Here is a 15,294-nt window from a genome sequence, read left to right on the forward strand (position 1 = left end):
CCCGTGGAACGGAACCACTCAAGGCTGGCCCTTCTCGATTCGGCGCCATTCAGCTCGAGAGTCGTTGCCCGCAGTGCGCGAGCGGGTATCAGGGACGGGGCGGACCGATGCGCGTGAGCCGTGCGGCGGCGGGCGCGGGATCGGATTACGGGCTGCTGACGTGTGGCTGACAACGGTTGACCGCGATGGTCCTGCCGTTCACGGTAGGGCCATGACGTCGCCGAGGAAGTGGAGTGACCGCCTGCTCCTGGCCGTGTCGGGGGAGGGACGCGACGTCCGTCACCGCCACGAGCGGGCCAGGCCTGAATGGTGGCCCGCGTTCAGCAGCCCCCTGCGTTCGACCGCGGTCACGGCGCGGGTGGGCCGGCTGCTGGGGATCTCGTTCTCCATCTGTTTCGTGACCGGCCTTCTCAGCCACTACCAGTACCAGCCGTGGTCGTGGCTGCCCGAGCCGGCGAGCCCGGTCTGGGCCTACCGGGTGACCCAGGGGTTGCACATCGCCACGGGGACCGCGTCGATCCCGCTGCTGCTGGTCAAACTGTGGTCGGTGTTCCCCAACCTCTTCCGGTGGCCGTTGGTCCGCTCCACCAGGCACGGCCTCGAGCGACTGTCGGTCGCGGTGCTGGTCTCGTCGGCGCTCGTGCAGCTGTTCACCGGGTTCTTCAACGCGTTGAACTGGTATCCGTGGGCGTGGGACTTCGTCCCGGTGCACCGGTTCCTCGGGTACGTCGTCATCGGCTCGGTCCTCCTGCACGTCGCCGTGAAACTGCCCGACATCACATACGGCCTGAGTGCCAAGGTGGTGGACGGCGACGTCCTCACCGAGATCCCTTGGAGCGAGAACCCCGCCGCGCACAGCAACGCCGGCAAGATCCCGCCACCAGCCACGGAGGGTCTGTCCCGTCGGGGACTGCTCGTGGCCACCGGTAGCGGCATCGGTGTCGTCGTGATGACGTCGGTCGGGCAGACCCTGACACCGCTGGAGCCGGTCGGTCTGCTGGCCATCCGGCAGGGGAAGAAGGGTCCACAGGGCGTCCCGGTCAACCGCACCGCGGACCAGGCCGGGGTGGGCGCCTCCGCGTCCGCGGCGACCTGGGCGTTGCGGGTTGGGGGTCCGAAGCCCTACTCACTGGGTCTGGCCGAGGTCGAGGCGATGGCCCTGCACGACGAGCAGCTCCCCATCACCTGCGTCGAGGGATGGAGCGTCGGAGCCGCCTGGCGCGGGGTGCGACTCATCGACCTCGTCGTCCGTGCCGGGGGCACTGCCGATTCACGGGTCAGGGTGCACTCCCTCGAGACGGGCGGCAGCTATCGCACGTCGGACGTCTTCGGCCCGCAGGTGTCGCACGCCCTGCTCGCCACTCACCTCAACGGGCAGCGGCTGAACCTTGACCACGGCTACCCCCTGCGGTTAATTGCCCCGAACCGTCCCGGAGTGCTGAACACGAAGTGGCTCACCATGGTCGAGGTGCTCTGATGCGCTTGCGTCTGACGCTTGCCGGCGCCGGGATCCTGCTGCTCCTCTTCGGCGTCTTCCGGCTCGTCACCCAGATCCCGTTTGGGAGCCTCCTGATCCTCGCCCTGTGGCTGGCTGGCGCCATCCTCATCCACGACGGCATCCTGTCCCCGCTGGTCCTCGCGATCGGCTGGGGCATCGGACGCCTCGTGCCGCCCCGGGCGCGACTGTTTCTGCAGGGCGCCCTCGTGGCGGCGGGCCTCGTCACCGTGGTCGCGATCCCGATGATCTACCGACAGGGCAGTCAGCCGGCGAGCAAGGCACTCCTGCAACAGAACTTCGGCGGCAACCTCACCCTCCTCGTCGGCATCATCGCCGGCGCGACACTACTGGCCTATGCCGTGCGGGTCGCTCGGGACCAGGCAGCCGCACGCACCCTGGCCGAAACGGAGACCGAGGACGAGCCGGACAGTCCAATGCCGCGAGCTGGCGTCGAGCCTGACCTCGCGCACGGACAGACACAGCGCCGGACCCGGATGGGCGACGGTGACCCGTAGGTCGATGCGAATCGGAGAGCCCGCCGATGCTGCTCATCGTCCTTGCGCCGGGTCGTGCAACTCGGTGGCCTCGTGGCTGGCCCACCGACCAGGTCTGACACCCACCGCTGTGTCTGGGACGGACGTGTCCCACTGGTCAGGCGCCGCGCCGCTACCGCTGGATGACGGGTTGCGCGCTAGGGGGACCCAGCCTGGTTCCCCCGGGGCTTGCGAGCGCTCCAGGTGTCCAGGCCGGTGTCGACGGACCGAGGTCATACGAGAGAGTCGGAGGCGCCAACTTGGCCAGGTGTCCGCCGCAGATTGTCTTCGCACCCAATTCGTGCGATAGCTCGTGCGATATCTCTTGGCGAATCGGGGTCAATCGGGGTCACTGGCGGCCAGCCGCAGGCCTTAGCCATGAAGACCCTAGACAGGCAAAACCCCAGGTCAGCAATGCTTTCACCTGCGGTTTCGGGTGGTGGCCAGGGGCGGGGTCGAACCGCCGACCTTCCGATTTTCAGGTGGAGGATCGAGTGGGCCGGATCCGTACGGACCAGAGATCCAGAGTCGCCGGCGGCATGCCAGCCCTCCCTGGGCCCTCCCGTGGTCTCATTTCTAGTCTCATTCGTGTGCCTTCAGGGTGGTTCCTGCGCGGCCTTGTGGATCGCCGTCGAGCGTGTCTGAACGCTCGCAGCGGGCTCTGAATCCCGCGGGGCAGACCTCGAAAGCGTGTGTTGGGGAGACTCCACCGTGGGTTCGAGTCGCACCGCCACCGCCAAACAGCAGCCGACCTTCCAGTCGCCTCCCGACGCCTGAATGTCTCGGAGAGTTGTGGCCCGGGAGGGCCCCAAGACTCCGGGATCTCCCCGGCAGGCGCGCCGGGAGCTCGTCGGCGCCGGGCCGGGCGGCGCCGACGTGACAGGCTGGGCGGGATGTGACTATCCCGCCGTCCGCCCCCAGGAGAGCTCTCGTGTCCCGTCCGGTGATTGCCGTGCTCAACGGCCCCAACCTCAACCTGCTCGGCGAGCGCCAGCCCGAGGTCTACGGGTCGGAGACGTTGGCGGACCTCGAGCGTCGGTGCGTGGCGCACGCCGACGGCCTCGGCTGCGACGTCGACTTCCGCCAGAGCAACCACGAGGGCGACCTCGTCTCGATGATCCAGGAGCTGCGTCGGTCGGCGGGCGTGGTCATCAACGCGGGGGCCTACACGCACACCTCGATCGCGATCCGGGATGCCCTCGCGCTCGTGCAGGGCCCGATCATCGAGGTCCACATCTCCAACGTCCATGCGCGAGAGGGGTTTCGCCAGCACTCCTACCTCTCCGACGTGGCGACCGGCGTCATCGTCGGGTGCGGGACGCTGGGTTACGAGCTGGCCCTGAGTGCCATCGCGTCGAAGCTCGACGGGGGAGTGGGCTGACGCCAGGCTGGCGCAGCCCGGGTCCTCAGCAGCGGGGCGTGGTCCGCGCGGCAGTGGCAGCCGCGGGGGCGCCCGGAGTTGCGGGCGCAGCGGCGACGAGGGCCTGGTACCCGTTGCCGACGACGAGGTCAACCGACGCGTCGGCCCGGGCGTCGACGACCATCACGGAGCCGGCGACCAGGCTCGCCACCAGGCCGGCGGCCACCTCGCCGTTCTTGCCGTGGCGCACCTCGGCCGGCTGGGGGATCGTCTTGCGGAGCGGGTCGTTCGAGACGGTGCCCACGACGTATCCGCGTTCCTTGACGCCCTTGGCCGTGTCGCTCGCGAGACCGTTGCGGTTCGTCGCGTTGTAGACGTTCACCGTGATCTGGCCGGGGGCCGGCGCCGCCCCGGGCGCACCCGGCGCCGCCGTCGTGGCGGTGCCCGTCGGGCACGCCGCCGAGGTGGCCGCGCCCTTCTTGAAGTAGGTGGACGCGTAGTAGAACGCTCCCGCGAGGAGGGCGACCGCCACCACCAGCGTGACAGCCGTCCGCAGCCGTTTGCGCGAGCGCTGGGAGGAGGTCGACTCCACGACGTAGCTCACCGCTCCCCCTCCCGACGCTGGATGGCCCGCCGCCCGTCTGATCTCTGGACGGCTCGGCTGATCTCTGGACGCTAGTGAAGCACGAGGACGCGCGCGTGGAGGGTAGGACGCTGCTGGAGCGCCGCGCGCAGGGCCCGGTGGAGGCCGTCCTCGAGGTAGAGCGCGTCCTGCCACTCGACGACGTGGGCGAAGAGGTCACCGTAGAAGGTCGAGTCCTCGGACAGCACCATGGCCAGGTCGAGATTGCGCTTGGTCGTCACCAGATCCTGCAGCCGCACCATCCGGGGTGGCACGTCCGACCAGTCCCTCGCCGTGACGAGACCGTGCTCCGGATAGGGGCGGGACTCGCCGACAGCCTTGAAGATCACGGGTGCCAGTGTAGGCAGACGCTGCTCCGGTCCACCCTCCGCAAGGACGGCTAGAGTGCGGATCGTGACTGACGCGACCACGCCCTCAGACGGCTCCGCTCCCACGACACCGGCCCCCGCCGCACCGGCGCCAGCGCCCACCGCACCGGCGCCCGCGCCCACCGCACCGGCGCCCGCGGCCACCGCACCGGCGCCCGCCCAGATCACGGAGATCCTGCAGGGCTACGCCTTCGAGGGTCCCGCGCTTGAGTTCGGCGCAGCGGTCGTCGACGGGCTGACCTACCCGGAGGCCAAGGTCCGCATCCCGCTCGCGGTGCTCAACAGGCACGGACTGGTCGCCGGCGCCACGGGCACCGGCAAGACCAAGACCCTCCAGCTGATGGCCGAGCAGCTTGCCGGCCAGGGCGTCCCGGTCTTCCTCGCCGACATCAAGGGCGACCTGTCCGGCATGGCGGTGGCCGGCCAGCCCAACGACAGGATCACCGCCCGCGCGGCGAGCATCGGGGAGCAGTGGGACCCCACGGCATACCCGACGGAGTTCCTCTCCCTCGGCGGGCTGGGCACCGGCATCCCGATCCGCGCGACGATCACGTCCTTCGGCCCGACCCTGCTGAGCAAGGTCCTCGGTCTCAACGCGACCCAGGAGTCGAGCCTGGGGCTGGTCTTCCACTATGCCGACGCTCAGGGACTGGCGCTGCTCGACCTCAAGGACCTGCGTGCCGTCATCCAGCACCTCACCTCGGACGAGGGCAAGGTCGACCTCAAGGCCCTCGGCGGGCTGAGCGCGGCCACCGCGGGGGTCATCCTGCGCGAGCTCATCGGCTTTGCCGACCAGGGCGCCGAGGCGTTCTTCGGCGAGCCCGAGTTCGACACCGCCGACCTGCTGCGGATGTCCGCCGACGGCAAGGGGATGGTGACGATCCTCGAGCTGCCCACGGTGCAGGACCGCCCGGCCCTGTTCTCCACCTTCCTCATGTGGATGCTCGCCGACCTCTTCCACGACCTCCCGGAGGTCGGCGACCCCGACAAGCCCAAGCTCGTCTTCTTCTTTGACGAGGCGCACCTGCTCTTCAACGGCGCGTCGAAGGACTTCCTCGACGCGATCCAGCAGACCGTCCGCCTCATCCGGTCCAAGGGCGTCGGGGTCTTCTTCGTCACCCAGTCGCCCAAGGACGTCCCGTCCGACGTCCTGGCCCAGCTCGGCAACCGGGTGCAGCATGCGCTGCGGGCGTTCACCCCGGACGACGCCAAGGCGCTCAAGGCGGCCGTGTCGACCTACCCGCGCAGCGGCTACGACCTGGGCGCGCTCCTCACCTCGCTCGGCACCGGCGAGGCCGTGATCACGGTCCTGTCCGAGAAGGGCGCCCCGACCCCGGTGGCCTGGACCCGGATGCGCGCCCCGCAGTCCCTCATGGCGCCGGCGCCGGAGGCGACGATGAACCAGATCATGGCCGGCTCCCAGATCGCGCAGAAGTATGCTGCGGTGGCGGATCGGGAGTCGGCGTACGAGCTGCTCCAGTCCCGCATGCAGGCGGCGCCCGCCGCCGAGGCCCAGCCCGCGACGACCGCCGCGTCACCAGCGCCGGCGCACCCGGCCCGTGCGGCGAAGGAGGACCCGACGATAATGGAGAAGGTGGTGGAGTCCTCGGCCTTTCGGTCCATCCTCCGCTCGGCCGGCACGGTGATCGGCCGGGAGATCACCCGGAGCCTCTTCGGAACGGCCCGCCGAGGCCGCTGACCTCAGCCACCTCGCCGACCGCAGGTCCTCACGTGAGGAGTTGTGGTCGGGGTTGGTCCGATCGGGCGGCCGCAGGTCCTCACGTGAGGAGTTGTGGTCGGGGGTGAGCCAGGGGGCCCTCGGGACGGTCACACATCCTCGTCGTCGGTGTCGTTGTCCTCGTCGCCGGACATGTCTGCGAAGTAGGTGACGATCTGGATTGCGGGGTTGTCGGCCGACTCCAGGACGAGCTGGCGCAACAGGACGACTCGCCCGTCGGGAATGCGGACCCGTTTGACACCACTGCGATTCGGTCGGGCGTCGTGCCGTTCCCACCAAGAACGCGCCTGCGGCGTCACCTCGAAGATCTCCTCGAGCAGGGTGGAGAACGCGGGGTCGTCCGGGTGCTCGGCGAAGGACTCCCGAAAGTGCGCCACCTGGTCGGCCGCCTCCGCCTCCCAGTCGACGTAGAGCTCACGGGCGGAGGGGTCGCACAGGTAGTACCACAGCATGTTGCGCTCACGGCCCGGCTTCGTGTTCCAGTTGGTGAAGAGCAGGTTCGCCGAGCGGTTCGAGGTCAGGATGTCCCAGCGCGCGCCCATGACGTAGGTGGGGTTGGGCTCGAGGACCTCCGCCAGCTCCTCGATCTCCTCGCCGATCTCCTCCTCGGCCAGGAGCGGGCGACGCACCTCACCGGATCTGAGGTCCCGCAGCATCCGACGCTCGCGGGCGGTGAGCAGGAGCGCTCGGCCGATCGACTCGAGCACAGCCCTGGAGGGCCGCAGGTCCCGGCCGCGTTCGATGAACGTGTAGTAGGCGAGCGACATGTCGGCGAGCTCTGCGACCTCGGCCCGACGCAGACCCGAGACGTTGCGTCCCTTGGTGCGGGCGATCCCGACGTCCTCCGGCTGCAGAGCCATCCGGCGCCCGCGCAGGAAGGTGCCGAGGGTCGGGACCGGGGCGGTGCCCGACGGTGTCGATGGCACCTTGTCGACCGGAGGCGGCGTGGTCATGGCGTCAGTGTGTCAGCGCCGGGGGCGCACCGGCAGGATGGACGTGACGTCACCGTGACCTCGCCTCGGACTAGGTTGACGGCATGGCAGCTCGCATCGACGGCAAGACGACCCGGCCCATCCCCGGCTCACCTGCGGGCATCCTCGTCCAGCTGCGGGGCCTCCGGCCGTCGCTCTCGCCGGCCGAGGACCGGGTGGCGGAGCAGGTGCTGGCCGATGCGCGGGCCGCGGCAGCCCTGACGATCAGCGAGCTCGCGGTGCAGGCGAGGACGTCCGAGACGACCGTCCTGCGCTTCTGCAAGCGTCTCGGCCTGCCCGGCTACCCCCAGCTGCGGCTGGCCCTGGCCGCGGAGTCCGCCCAGCCGCGGGCGCTGGTCGCGGCTGCCACGGACATCAACGAGGACGACTCGATCGACGACATCATCTCCAAGGTGGCCTTCGCCGATGCGAGCGCGGTGGAGGAGACCGCGCACCAGCTCGACCGCGGTGCTCTGAGTACCGCCGCCGAGGCGATCGCGGCTGCCTCGCGGGTGGACATCTACGGCATCGGGGCGAGCGCCATCGTCGGGACGGACGCCCAACAGAAGCTGCACCGGATCGGGGTCATCGCATTCTCGTGGAACGACCCCCACCTCGCTCTGACCAGCGCGGCACTGCTGCGTGCCGGGGACGTGGCCATCGGCATCTCCCACTCCGGCACGACCCGGGAGACCATCGAGTCGCTGAGCAAGGCGCGGAGCCAGGGTGCGACCACCGTCGCCATCACGAACTTCCCGCTGTCGCGGCTCGTCGATAGCGCCGACATCGTCCTGACGACCGCGGCGCGTGAGACCCCGCTGCGTTCCGGGGCCACGGCCAGCCGCATCGCGGCCCTCACCGTCATCGACTGCCTCTACATCGCGGTGGCACAACGGGACCCGAACCGGGCCAGGCAGGCCGTGGTCGACACGCGTGCGGCCGTCTCCGGTCACCACCTCTAGGCCGCGGCGCCATCGTGGGCCGGTGAGCGTTCTCGTCGGGATCGACGTCGGCGGATCCGGGATGCGTCTGCGGCGGGTCATGAACGACCGCCCCGGCCACGTCCGGACGGCGCCCGGGGCGCGCGTCACCGCTGAGGGCATCGACCTTGACACGTTGGTCACCTCGGCTGAACGGCTGCTCTCCGACCACCGCGTCGACCGCGACCACCGGGTCGACATCGACGTGCTCGTCTGGTCGATGCGCGGCCTGCTCGGGCTCCTCGACCCGGAGACCGTGCACCGCACGGTCACTCATCGGCTGGGGGCTGCGCACACCGTCGTCTGCAGCGACGCCCTCTCCTCGCTCGTCGGAGGCGTCGGGGCCGTCCGACCGGGCGCCGTCGTCGCCGCGGGGACCGGCGCGGTGGCCTTCGGCACGGACTTCACCGACGTCTGGCGCCGGGTCGACGGCTGGGGACACGTGCTCGGGGACCGCGGGTCCGGAGCCTGGGTCGGGCTCGAGGGTCTCCGGGCGGCGCTGAGGACAAGCGACGGGGTGAGCGACGGAACCAGCGACGGGATCAGCGACGGGATCAGCGACGGGGTGGGCGACGCGAAGAGCGCGTGCGGGGGAGCCCTGCTCGCCGCAGCGCGGGCACACTTCGGCCCGGTGGAGGGCTGGCCGCGGATGGTGATGACCCGGTCGGATTCCCCCGAGCTGTTGGCCGGGTTCGCGCCGTCGGTCTGTGGGCTGGCCGAGCATGACCAGACCGCCGCGGCGATCTGCGCGGCGGCTGGTCGCGCGCTGGCCGCGTCCCTCGCCAGCGCCGCGGCAGGCATCGAGGATGGGCGCCTCGTCGCCGTGGGGGGCCTGCTACGGGCAACGCCGGTGCGGCGAGCCTTCGAGGGCGCCTGTGCCGAGGCCGGTCTGACCCTCACCCCGGCGCGCGGGACGTCGTTGGACGGGGCGCTCCGGATCGCTCGTCACCTCGCCTCCGGTCGGCCCCTTCCGGGGCGGGCGCCCTTCCTGCTCGTTGGTTGAGCTCCGTCGCCCATGCGAAGGGGTGGCGTCGGGCCCGGTGCGCCGCGGTCGCCGGCCGGCCCCGAGGACGAGCAGGTCCCATTCTGCGGATGCGCGCTCTCGCCACCGGGCGCCAGCGGTCCGGGAGGTGCGGCAGGCCCGGCAGGCCCGGCAGGCGCGGACGGCGCGGACGGTGCATCGGACGGCATACGGGTCAGGTCTGCTCGACGTGGTCGTCGAGCCCTGCGATGACCTGCTCGAGCATTGAGGCGAGCTCCTCTCGCTCACCCGTGCTGAGGGTGCTGAGGACGTCGCTCTCGACCAGGTTCGACTCCTTGATGGCGGCCGAGAACATCTGCCAGCCCTGCGGGGTCAAGCTGACCAGGACGCGGGTGCGGTTGCCCGGGTCGCTCGTGCGGGAGACCAGTCCCCGCCCGGTCATCCGGTCGAGGCGGTGGGTCATCGACGAGGGGGCGATGCCGGCCGACTCCGCGAGCTGGGTCGGGGTCATCGCCGTGCCCTCCTCGCAGGTCGCCAGACGGGAGAGCACGGTCCACTCCCCCTGGCTGAGGCCGAGGTCGACGAGCTGGCGGTCGTACCACTGACCGAGGCGGCGCTGCAGACCGTGGATCGCGGTGATGACCCGCTGCACCGTCTCCTCGCCGCCGGCCGCGACATAGGACGCCACGTCGGCGCGGTAGCGCTCCTGCGCGGTCTCGACCGGACGCTCCCCGGGGGTCATCCACCGATCTTCTCATGCTAATATTTCGATATCGAAGTATTCGAGAGACAAATCTACGAGTTCGAATGTTGAGAGCCTCATGATCAAGCGCGCAAACCTGGTGGTTCTGGCCGGAGCGGTCAGCATGCTCGGGTGGGGCACGGTGCTGCCCTACCAGTACGCGTATGCCGCGAACACCCGCGGCTGGGGCACCCTGGCGGCGGCCGGGGCCTCGAGCCTCTTCTCCGTGGGGGCGCTCCTCGCCGCTCCCGTGGGTGGTCGCCTGGCCGACCGCCTGCCGCCGGTGCGGGTCGCCGTGACCGCGAAGGTGCTCGCGGCCCTGGCGAGCGTCGGCCTGCTGCTCGCCGACTCACCGCAGGCCTTCCTGGCCGCGATGTTCGTCTTCGGCATGGGCATCACGGCCGCCCAGCCGGCCCAGTCCGTCCTCATCCTGCGCTGGGTCGGGTCGAAAGACCGGCGACGCGTCTTCGCCTGGCAGTTCACCGGCTCGTCGATCGGCATGGCCATCGGCGCCCTCCTCGCGGCCCAGATCGTCGACCTCGACCAGGAGCACGGCATGTGGCCCGCGTTCGCGATGGCCGCGGTCGGCTTCGTCCTCGGCGCCGGGCTGCTCGCGCTGTCCGGCCGTCGCGCCGGTGCCGAGGTCTCCGACCCACTCGAGGGCGACTCGCCCGCCGAGCGGGTCAACTCCGCCGTGGCGCTGCGTGCGGTGGCGTCGGTCCCGGCCCTGCGCTGGGTCGCGGCCGTCACGGTCGCCCTCGCCCTGGGATTCTACGCGCAGTTCGAGTCCGGACTGCCGGCCTTCGCGCTGATGTTCCTCGATGTCCCGGCCCGGACGATCGGCACCGCGGCAGCGGTCAACTGCCTCGTCATCGTCGCCCTCCAGATGGTCGTGGTCCGGTGGACCGCACGCCGCGACTCCGCGTCGCTGCTCGTCGTCGTCGGCCTGATCTGGGTCCTCTCGTGGGGGATCCTTGCCTTCTCGATGACCACCCCCGCGATCGCGGCGGTCCTCTTCGTGACGACCTACGGCATCTTCGCGGTAGGGGAGACGATGTTCGCGCCGATCCTCAACCCGCTCACGGCGAGCCTCGCCCCGGCCGGGATGGTCGGCACGACGCTCGGCCTCTTCGCCGCGCTCCAGACGGGGGTGTCCGCCGTGGGCCCGCTCCTCGCCGGGCTGGCGCTCGGCGCCGGGCACGGGACGATCTTCGTCGTCGTGCACCTCGGCATCAGCGGGCTCGCCGTCCTTGCTGCCCTGCGCCTGCGGAGCGTGCTGCGCCCCTCCTCGTCCTCCCGGACACCGGCTGACCCGGGTCCGGTGCGCCGGAACCGGTCACTGGCCGACGGACAGGTCGGACGGGGTCGGTAAAGACCTGCCCCGGGACATCCGTCCCGGAGCATGCTTCTGTCCTCGGCTGCGTCAAGAGATGGCCAACTCGCTTGACCGGTGCCTCCAACGCGACGAGTGTCACGATTTGTGCCGTTCGGCGAGTGAGCCGTCCCGCGGGCCTGTCCGTTTCCGGGGCGGGCGGCCCCGGGGCGGCGGCGCCCGTGCCCCCGGCATACCCCGCAGCCCCCGGTCGGTGGCCCATCTCCAAGGAGCAAGCACACGTGAGACACCTCTTCACGGGCGTCACCCTCGCAGCCCTCGTCGCCGCCGCGGCGACGGCTGTCCCCGTGGTCGATGCGCACGGCGCCCCCACACCGACGCCCGACCGCGGCACCCAGATCCTCGTCGAACAGGCCAAGGCCGACCAGACCGGTCAGACCCTCGGCCTCGGCGGCGGCGAGAAGCTCGTCGTCAAGGACGTCATCACGGATGCCGACGGCTCCAGCCACGTGCGCTACGCCCGGACCTTCAAGGGGCTGCGCGTCATCGGCGGCGACTTCGTCTCCCACCGCGACAAGGCCGGCGCCGTCAAGGACGTCACCTGGAACGCGTCGGGCAAGGCGGCGGTCGCCTCGACCACCCCCACGGTCTCCCTCGCGGCCGCGGCCGCCAAGGGCGCCAGGCAGGGCCTCGCGCCACCTCGGGGCGAGCTCGTCGTGTATGCCGGGGGCGCCGCGCCCGTCCTCGCCTACGACGTCCTCACCGAGGGCACCAAGGCCGACCAGACCCCCTCGAGACTGCACACCGTGGTCGACGCCACCACCGGGGCCACCCTGACCAGCTGGGACGCGATTGAGAACGGCAGCGGCAAGGGAATCTTCGTCGGGGCGGTGCCGATCGGCACCACCCTTCTCAACGGGGCCTACCAGCTGAAGGACACGACCGGGAACTACGTCACCGACATGAATGGCGCGGCGACGACCGGCACCGGCGTCCAGTTCACCGACGCTGACGACCTGTGGGGCAACGGCTCGAACTCCGACCGGGCCTCGGCCGCCGTCGACGCGCAGTACGGCGCGGAGAAGACCTACGACTTCTACAACACCGTGCTCGGACGGGCCGGCATCTGGAACAATGGCACCGGCGCCCGCTCGCGCGTGCACTACGGCAACGCCTACTCCAACGCCTTCTGGGACGGCATTCAGATGACCTACGGCGACGGCGCCAACAACGCCAACCCCCTCGTCGAACTCGACGTCGCCGGCCACGAGATCTCGCACGGTGTCACCGATAACACGGCCGCCCTGGCCTACTCCGGGGACGCCGGCGGCCTCAACGAGGCGACGTCCGACATCTTCGGCACGGCGGTGGAGTTCTACGCCAACAACCCCAGTGACGTCCCTGACTATCTCATCGGGGAGAAGCTCAACCTCAACGGCAACGGCACCCCGCTGCGCTACATGGACAGGCCGTCCCGGGACGGGGCCTCGAAGGACTGCTGGACGAGCACGACCGGCAGCCTCGACCCGCACTACTCCTCGGGCCCGCTGAACCACTGGTTCTTCCTCGCCTCCGAGGGCTCGGGCTCCAGGACGATCAACGGCGTGAGCTACAACAGCCCCACCTGCAACGGGATGGCGCTCACCCCCATCGGCCGGACCAAGGCAGAGAAGATCTGGTATCGCACGCTGTCGACCTACCTCACGGCGAACAGCACCTACAAGAACGCCCGTGACGGCGCGGTCAGGTCCGCCAAGGACCTCTACGGCGCGAGCAGTGCCGAGTGCTCCGGGATCGCAGCCAGTTTCAGCGCCATCGGCGTCCCGGTGGGCGCCGAGACCTGCGGCGGGGTCGCGCCGCCGCCGCCGCCCACCACCGGCAACCTGTTTGCCAACCCGGGCTTCGAGTCCGGGGCCGTGAGCTGGACCGGCACCGCCGGCCCGATCACCAGCAGCACGGGACGCCCCGCACACAGCGGCTCGTGGAAGATGTGGCTCGGTGGCAACGGCACGACCGCGACCGAGAGCGAGGCCCAGACCGTGGCCGTTCCGGCGACGGGCACCCCGATGCTGACGTTCTGGCTCCGCACCGACACCGCGGAGACCGGCAGCACGGCATACGACACCCTGAAGGTGCAGGTCATCGGCGGCGGGGTCACCACGACGCTCGCCACCTTCAGCAACGTGGGCGCCAACGCGACCTACGCGCAGAAGTCCTACGACCTGTCGGCCTTCAAGGGCACTTCGGTCTCGGTGAAGTTCCTCATGGTCGAGGACTCGTCGCTCCAGACGAGCTTCGTCGTGGACGACACCTTCGCCGGCTGAGCGCCACCCCGCACGGCTGAGGCCGGCCACCCCCGGACCTCGGGGGTGGCCGGCCTTCGCCGCGTCAATCCTTCGTGCAGAGGGCGTATGCCGGGCTGGCGCCGGTCACGTCGTCGAGCAGGCCGGTGACGGCGGCGACCTCGTCGCCGGCGGCCTCGCCGAGGGAGCCGCCCCCGTCGGGACGTGTGTAGGCCACGGTGACGGCCATCTGGTCGGAGACCCGTCCGGCCGAGGTCGCCGCGGTGGGGGGGTTCGCGTCCAGCTCGCGGACAGCTCGGTCGAGGCCGGCAAGGGCAGCGGGCGTCAGGGTGCAGCCGGGCCGTGGACCCGATCTCGTGCTGACACCGGTGGCGCCCGACACCTGGACGACGACCCGGTCGTCGAACCCGGCGATCCCCCCGACCCTGGTGACGGTGACGGGGAAGACCGAGCGCGCGGCTGATCCGGACGTAGCGCCGCCCGAGGCCGCCGCGCCCGAGCCGGAAGCGCCCGAGCCGCAGGCCGACACGAGGGCCAGGGAGGTCAGCAGGACCAGCCGGAGGATCACCCCGCCATTCTCCGTGGTCGTCGGGGCGGACGCACGTCGGGTTGCGGGCTGATGGCGAAGGACAGGGGAAGTGAACCCCTGAGAGCTTTCACTCACAACGCTTCCCCGCTCTGTCGCCGGGGGGCACGCGCCATTTCAGGTGTGGTGAGGCCCCCGCTCGACTTGGCCCCATGACCTTGCGGGGGTGGATGGCAGGGACCAGATCGGCCAGGGTCGGGTGTGCCGGCGAGGCCGTTCGCGGTGTGGTGGACCCGGCAGGCCACAGCGGGGGTGGCTCCGGGTGCCGCGAAGGGATCCTGACCGTCGATCAGGAACGCTGGCGAGCCGCTCGGCGTAGGAGTTCGGCCGCGAGCTTCTCGTTCGGGCAGTCCGCCACCACCAGCAGTTCGGCTCTCATGCACCGATCATCGACCTGGGCCGGTAGCTGCACCAGCAGCGGGTAGGTCGCTCATCCGATCCCTTCGCGGCTAGGGAAGAAAGCTGTCGATCCGGCGAAGCCACCGCCCGAGCACGGGATGGTCTTGCCAGCCGCGGGATGACCGCGGCGCGTGCAGCGCGGACCGGTCCTCAAAACCGACGTGTCCCCGGTCGGTCAACCTCGTCGCGCCGTCCCGCAGCACCAGCAGAATGGGGAGCCCGACACTCGGGGGGTCGGCGGCGGTCGTCATCAACCCCTCATCCCCCTCCGACAGTTGGCGAGATACTGAGACCAGAGGTGACGCCATGGCTGAGGAGCTCGTTGACCGGGAGTCGATCCACCGTGACCTCGACCAGGCGGTGACAGTGCTGCATCAGCTCTTGGCCGACGCGTCCCCAGCAGACTTGCGTCGCAGGACGGAAGGCACGCGCTGGACCAACGAGCAGCTGCTGTTCCACATGCTCTTCGGATACCTGGTCGTGCGGACCCTGCTGCCGATGGTCCGAGCCTTCAGCAACCTGCCGAACAGTGTGAGTAGGGGATTCGCACGGACGCTGAACGCCTCAAGCGCGCCGTTCCACGTGGTCAACTACCTCGGTTCCTGCGGTGGTGCGCTGGTCTTCAACCACGACCGGATGGGCGCCAAGGCGGACCGGGTCATCGCCGGACTGCAGCGCAGACTCGACGCGGAGAGCGAGGCAGACCTGCGCCGAGGCATGCATTTCCCGCAGCAGTGGGACCCGTACTTCCAGGACTGGATGACTGTGACGGACGTCTACCGATACGCCGGCCTACACTTCGACGCACACCGCGACCAGCTCACCCTCTGACGCACCGCCTGAAATGGACCCAGCGGG

At 70.4% G+C, this 15,294-nt stretch carries 14 protein-coding genes; 9 read left to right on the forward strand and 5 right to left on the reverse strand.

Translation table 11 applies throughout. The features are described 5' to 3' along the window. Positions 1 to 211: 211 nt before the first annotated feature. The 3 genes from ACLL9L_RS03600 to aroQ all read left to right on the forward strand — a co-directional run bounded on the left by ACLL9L_RS03600 (position 212) and on the right by aroQ (position 3,412). A complete protein-coding gene (locus tag ACLL9L_RS03600; RefSeq protein WP_411283283.1) occupies positions 212 to 1,477 on the forward strand; it encodes a molybdopterin-dependent oxidoreductase in 1,266 nt (421 codons plus the stop codon). Continuing rightward, positions 1,477 to 2,013 carry a hypothetical protein gene (locus ACLL9L_RS03605; RefSeq protein WP_411283284.1) on the forward strand — a complete coding sequence of 179 codons (537 nt, stop codon included), beginning with the start codon at positions 1,477 to 1,479 and terminating at the stop codon, positions 2,011 to 2,013. The genes ACLL9L_RS03600 and ACLL9L_RS03605 overlap by 1 nt, the downstream gene beginning before the upstream one ends. Before the next feature lie 949 nt (positions 2,014 to 2,962). Further along, positions 2,963 to 3,412, forward strand: a complete 450-nt coding sequence (gene aroQ, locus ACLL9L_RS03610; RefSeq protein ID WP_411283285.1) for a type II 3-dehydroquinate dehydratase — start codon at positions 2,963 to 2,965, stop codon at positions 3,410 to 3,412. A gap of 25 nt (positions 3,413 to 3,437) precedes the next feature. Here aroQ and ACLL9L_RS03615 read toward each other — a convergent pair whose 3' ends face one another. Both ACLL9L_RS03615 and ACLL9L_RS03620 read right to left on the reverse strand, forming a co-directional pair. Continuing rightward, positions 3,438 to 3,995 (reverse strand): LytR C-terminal domain-containing protein, encoded by a 558-nt coding sequence (locus tag ACLL9L_RS03615; RefSeq protein WP_411283286.1) that lies wholly within the window; start codon positions 3,993 to 3,995, stop codon positions 3,438 to 3,440. Positions 3,996 to 4,066: 71 nt separating this feature from the next. After that, positions 4,067 to 4,363 (reverse strand): type II toxin-antitoxin system VapB family antitoxin, encoded by a 297-nt coding sequence (locus tag ACLL9L_RS03620; protein ID WP_411283287.1) that lies wholly within the window; start codon positions 4,361 to 4,363, stop codon positions 4,067 to 4,069. Between the two features lie 202 nt (positions 4,364 to 4,565). Between ACLL9L_RS03620 and ACLL9L_RS03625 the strand changes: the two genes are divergently transcribed. Continuing rightward, positions 4,566 to 6,101, forward strand: coding sequence for a helicase HerA-like domain-containing protein (locus ACLL9L_RS03625; RefSeq protein ID WP_411283296.1), 1,536 nt, complete (start codon positions 4,566 to 4,568; stop codon positions 6,099 to 6,101). A gap of 128 nt (positions 6,102 to 6,229) precedes the next feature. Here ACLL9L_RS03625 and ACLL9L_RS03630 read toward each other — a convergent pair whose 3' ends face one another. After that, complete coding sequence (locus ACLL9L_RS03630) at positions 6,230 to 7,093, reverse strand: helix-turn-helix transcriptional regulator (RefSeq protein WP_411283288.1); 864 nt, start codon at positions 7,091 to 7,093, stop codon at positions 6,230 to 6,232. Positions 7,094 to 7,176: 83 nt separating this feature from the next. On the opposite strand from ACLL9L_RS03630, the gene ACLL9L_RS03635 reads away from it, so the two are divergent. Then, positions 7,177 to 8,073 (forward strand): MurR/RpiR family transcriptional regulator, encoded by an 897-nt coding sequence (locus ACLL9L_RS03635; RefSeq protein WP_411283289.1) that lies wholly within the window; start codon positions 7,177 to 7,179, stop codon positions 8,071 to 8,073. 22 nt (positions 8,074 to 8,095) lie between these two features. After that, complete coding sequence (locus ACLL9L_RS03640) at positions 8,096 to 9,094, forward strand: BadF/BadG/BcrA/BcrD ATPase family protein (protein ID WP_411283290.1); 999 nt, start codon at positions 8,096 to 8,098, stop codon at positions 9,092 to 9,094. Positions 9,095 to 9,287: 193 nt separating this feature from the next. Here ACLL9L_RS03640 and ACLL9L_RS03645 read toward each other — a convergent pair whose 3' ends face one another. After that, positions 9,288 to 9,815, reverse strand: a complete 528-nt coding sequence (locus ACLL9L_RS03645; RefSeq protein ID WP_411283291.1) for a MarR family winged helix-turn-helix transcriptional regulator — start codon at positions 9,813 to 9,815, stop codon at positions 9,288 to 9,290. 79 nt (positions 9,816 to 9,894) lie between these two features. Here ACLL9L_RS03645 and ACLL9L_RS03650 point away from each other — a divergent pair, with 79 nt between their 5' ends. After that, complete coding sequence (locus tag ACLL9L_RS03650; RefSeq protein WP_411283292.1) at positions 9,895 to 11,187, forward strand: MFS transporter; 1,293 nt, start codon at positions 9,895 to 9,897, stop codon at positions 11,185 to 11,187. Positions 11,188 to 11,429: 242 nt separating this feature from the next. Next, positions 11,430 to 13,472, forward strand: coding sequence for a M4 family metallopeptidase (locus ACLL9L_RS03655; protein WP_411283293.1), 2,043 nt, complete (start codon positions 11,430 to 11,432; stop codon positions 13,470 to 13,472). 64 nt (positions 13,473 to 13,536) lie between these two features. On the opposite strand, the gene ACLL9L_RS03660 is transcribed toward ACLL9L_RS03655, so the two are convergent. Next, positions 13,537 to 14,019, reverse strand: a complete 483-nt coding sequence (locus tag ACLL9L_RS03660) for a hypothetical protein (RefSeq protein WP_411283294.1) — start codon at positions 14,017 to 14,019, stop codon at positions 13,537 to 13,539. Positions 14,020 to 14,742: 723 nt separating this feature from the next. Between ACLL9L_RS03660 and ACLL9L_RS03665 the strand changes: the two genes are divergently transcribed. Next, complete coding sequence (locus ACLL9L_RS03665) at positions 14,743 to 15,267, forward strand: DinB family protein (protein ID WP_411283295.1); 525 nt, start codon at positions 14,743 to 14,745, stop codon at positions 15,265 to 15,267. Positions 15,268 to 15,294: the final 27 nt, after the last annotated feature.

This window comes from Lapillicoccus sp., assembly GCF_046595215.1.
Classification (GTDB): domain Bacteria; phylum Actinomycetota; class Actinomycetes; order Actinomycetales; family Dermatophilaceae; genus Lapillicoccus.

What these genes read in the sequence shown, in the direction of transcription:
- ACLL9L_RS03645 (WP_411283291.1), bottom strand. Translation starts at nt 9,815, where the DNA reads ATGACCCCCGGGGAGCGTCCGGTCGAGACCGCGCAGGAGCGCTACCGC.
- ACLL9L_RS03600 (WP_411283283.1), top strand. Translation starts at nt 212, where the DNA reads ATGACGTCGCCGAGGAAGTGGAGTGACCGCCTGCTCCTGGCCGTGTCG.
- ACLL9L_RS03630 (WP_411283288.1), bottom strand. Translation starts at nt 7,093, where the DNA reads ATGACCACGCCGCCTCCGGTCGACAAGGTGCCATCGACACCGTCGGGC.
- ACLL9L_RS03605 (WP_411283284.1), top strand. Translation starts at nt 1,477, where the DNA reads ATGCGCTTGCGTCTGACGCTTGCCGGCGCCGGGATCCTGCTGCTCCTC.
- ACLL9L_RS03665 (WP_411283295.1), top strand. Translation starts at nt 14,743, where the DNA reads ATGGCTGAGGAGCTCGTTGACCGGGAGTCGATCCACCGTGACCTCGAC.
- ACLL9L_RS03635 (WP_411283289.1), top strand. Translation starts at nt 7,177, where the DNA reads ATGGCAGCTCGCATCGACGGCAAGACGACCCGGCCCATCCCCGGCTCA.
- ACLL9L_RS03650 (WP_411283292.1), top strand. Translation starts at nt 9,895, where the DNA reads ATGATCAAGCGCGCAAACCTGGTGGTTCTGGCCGGAGCGGTCAGCATG.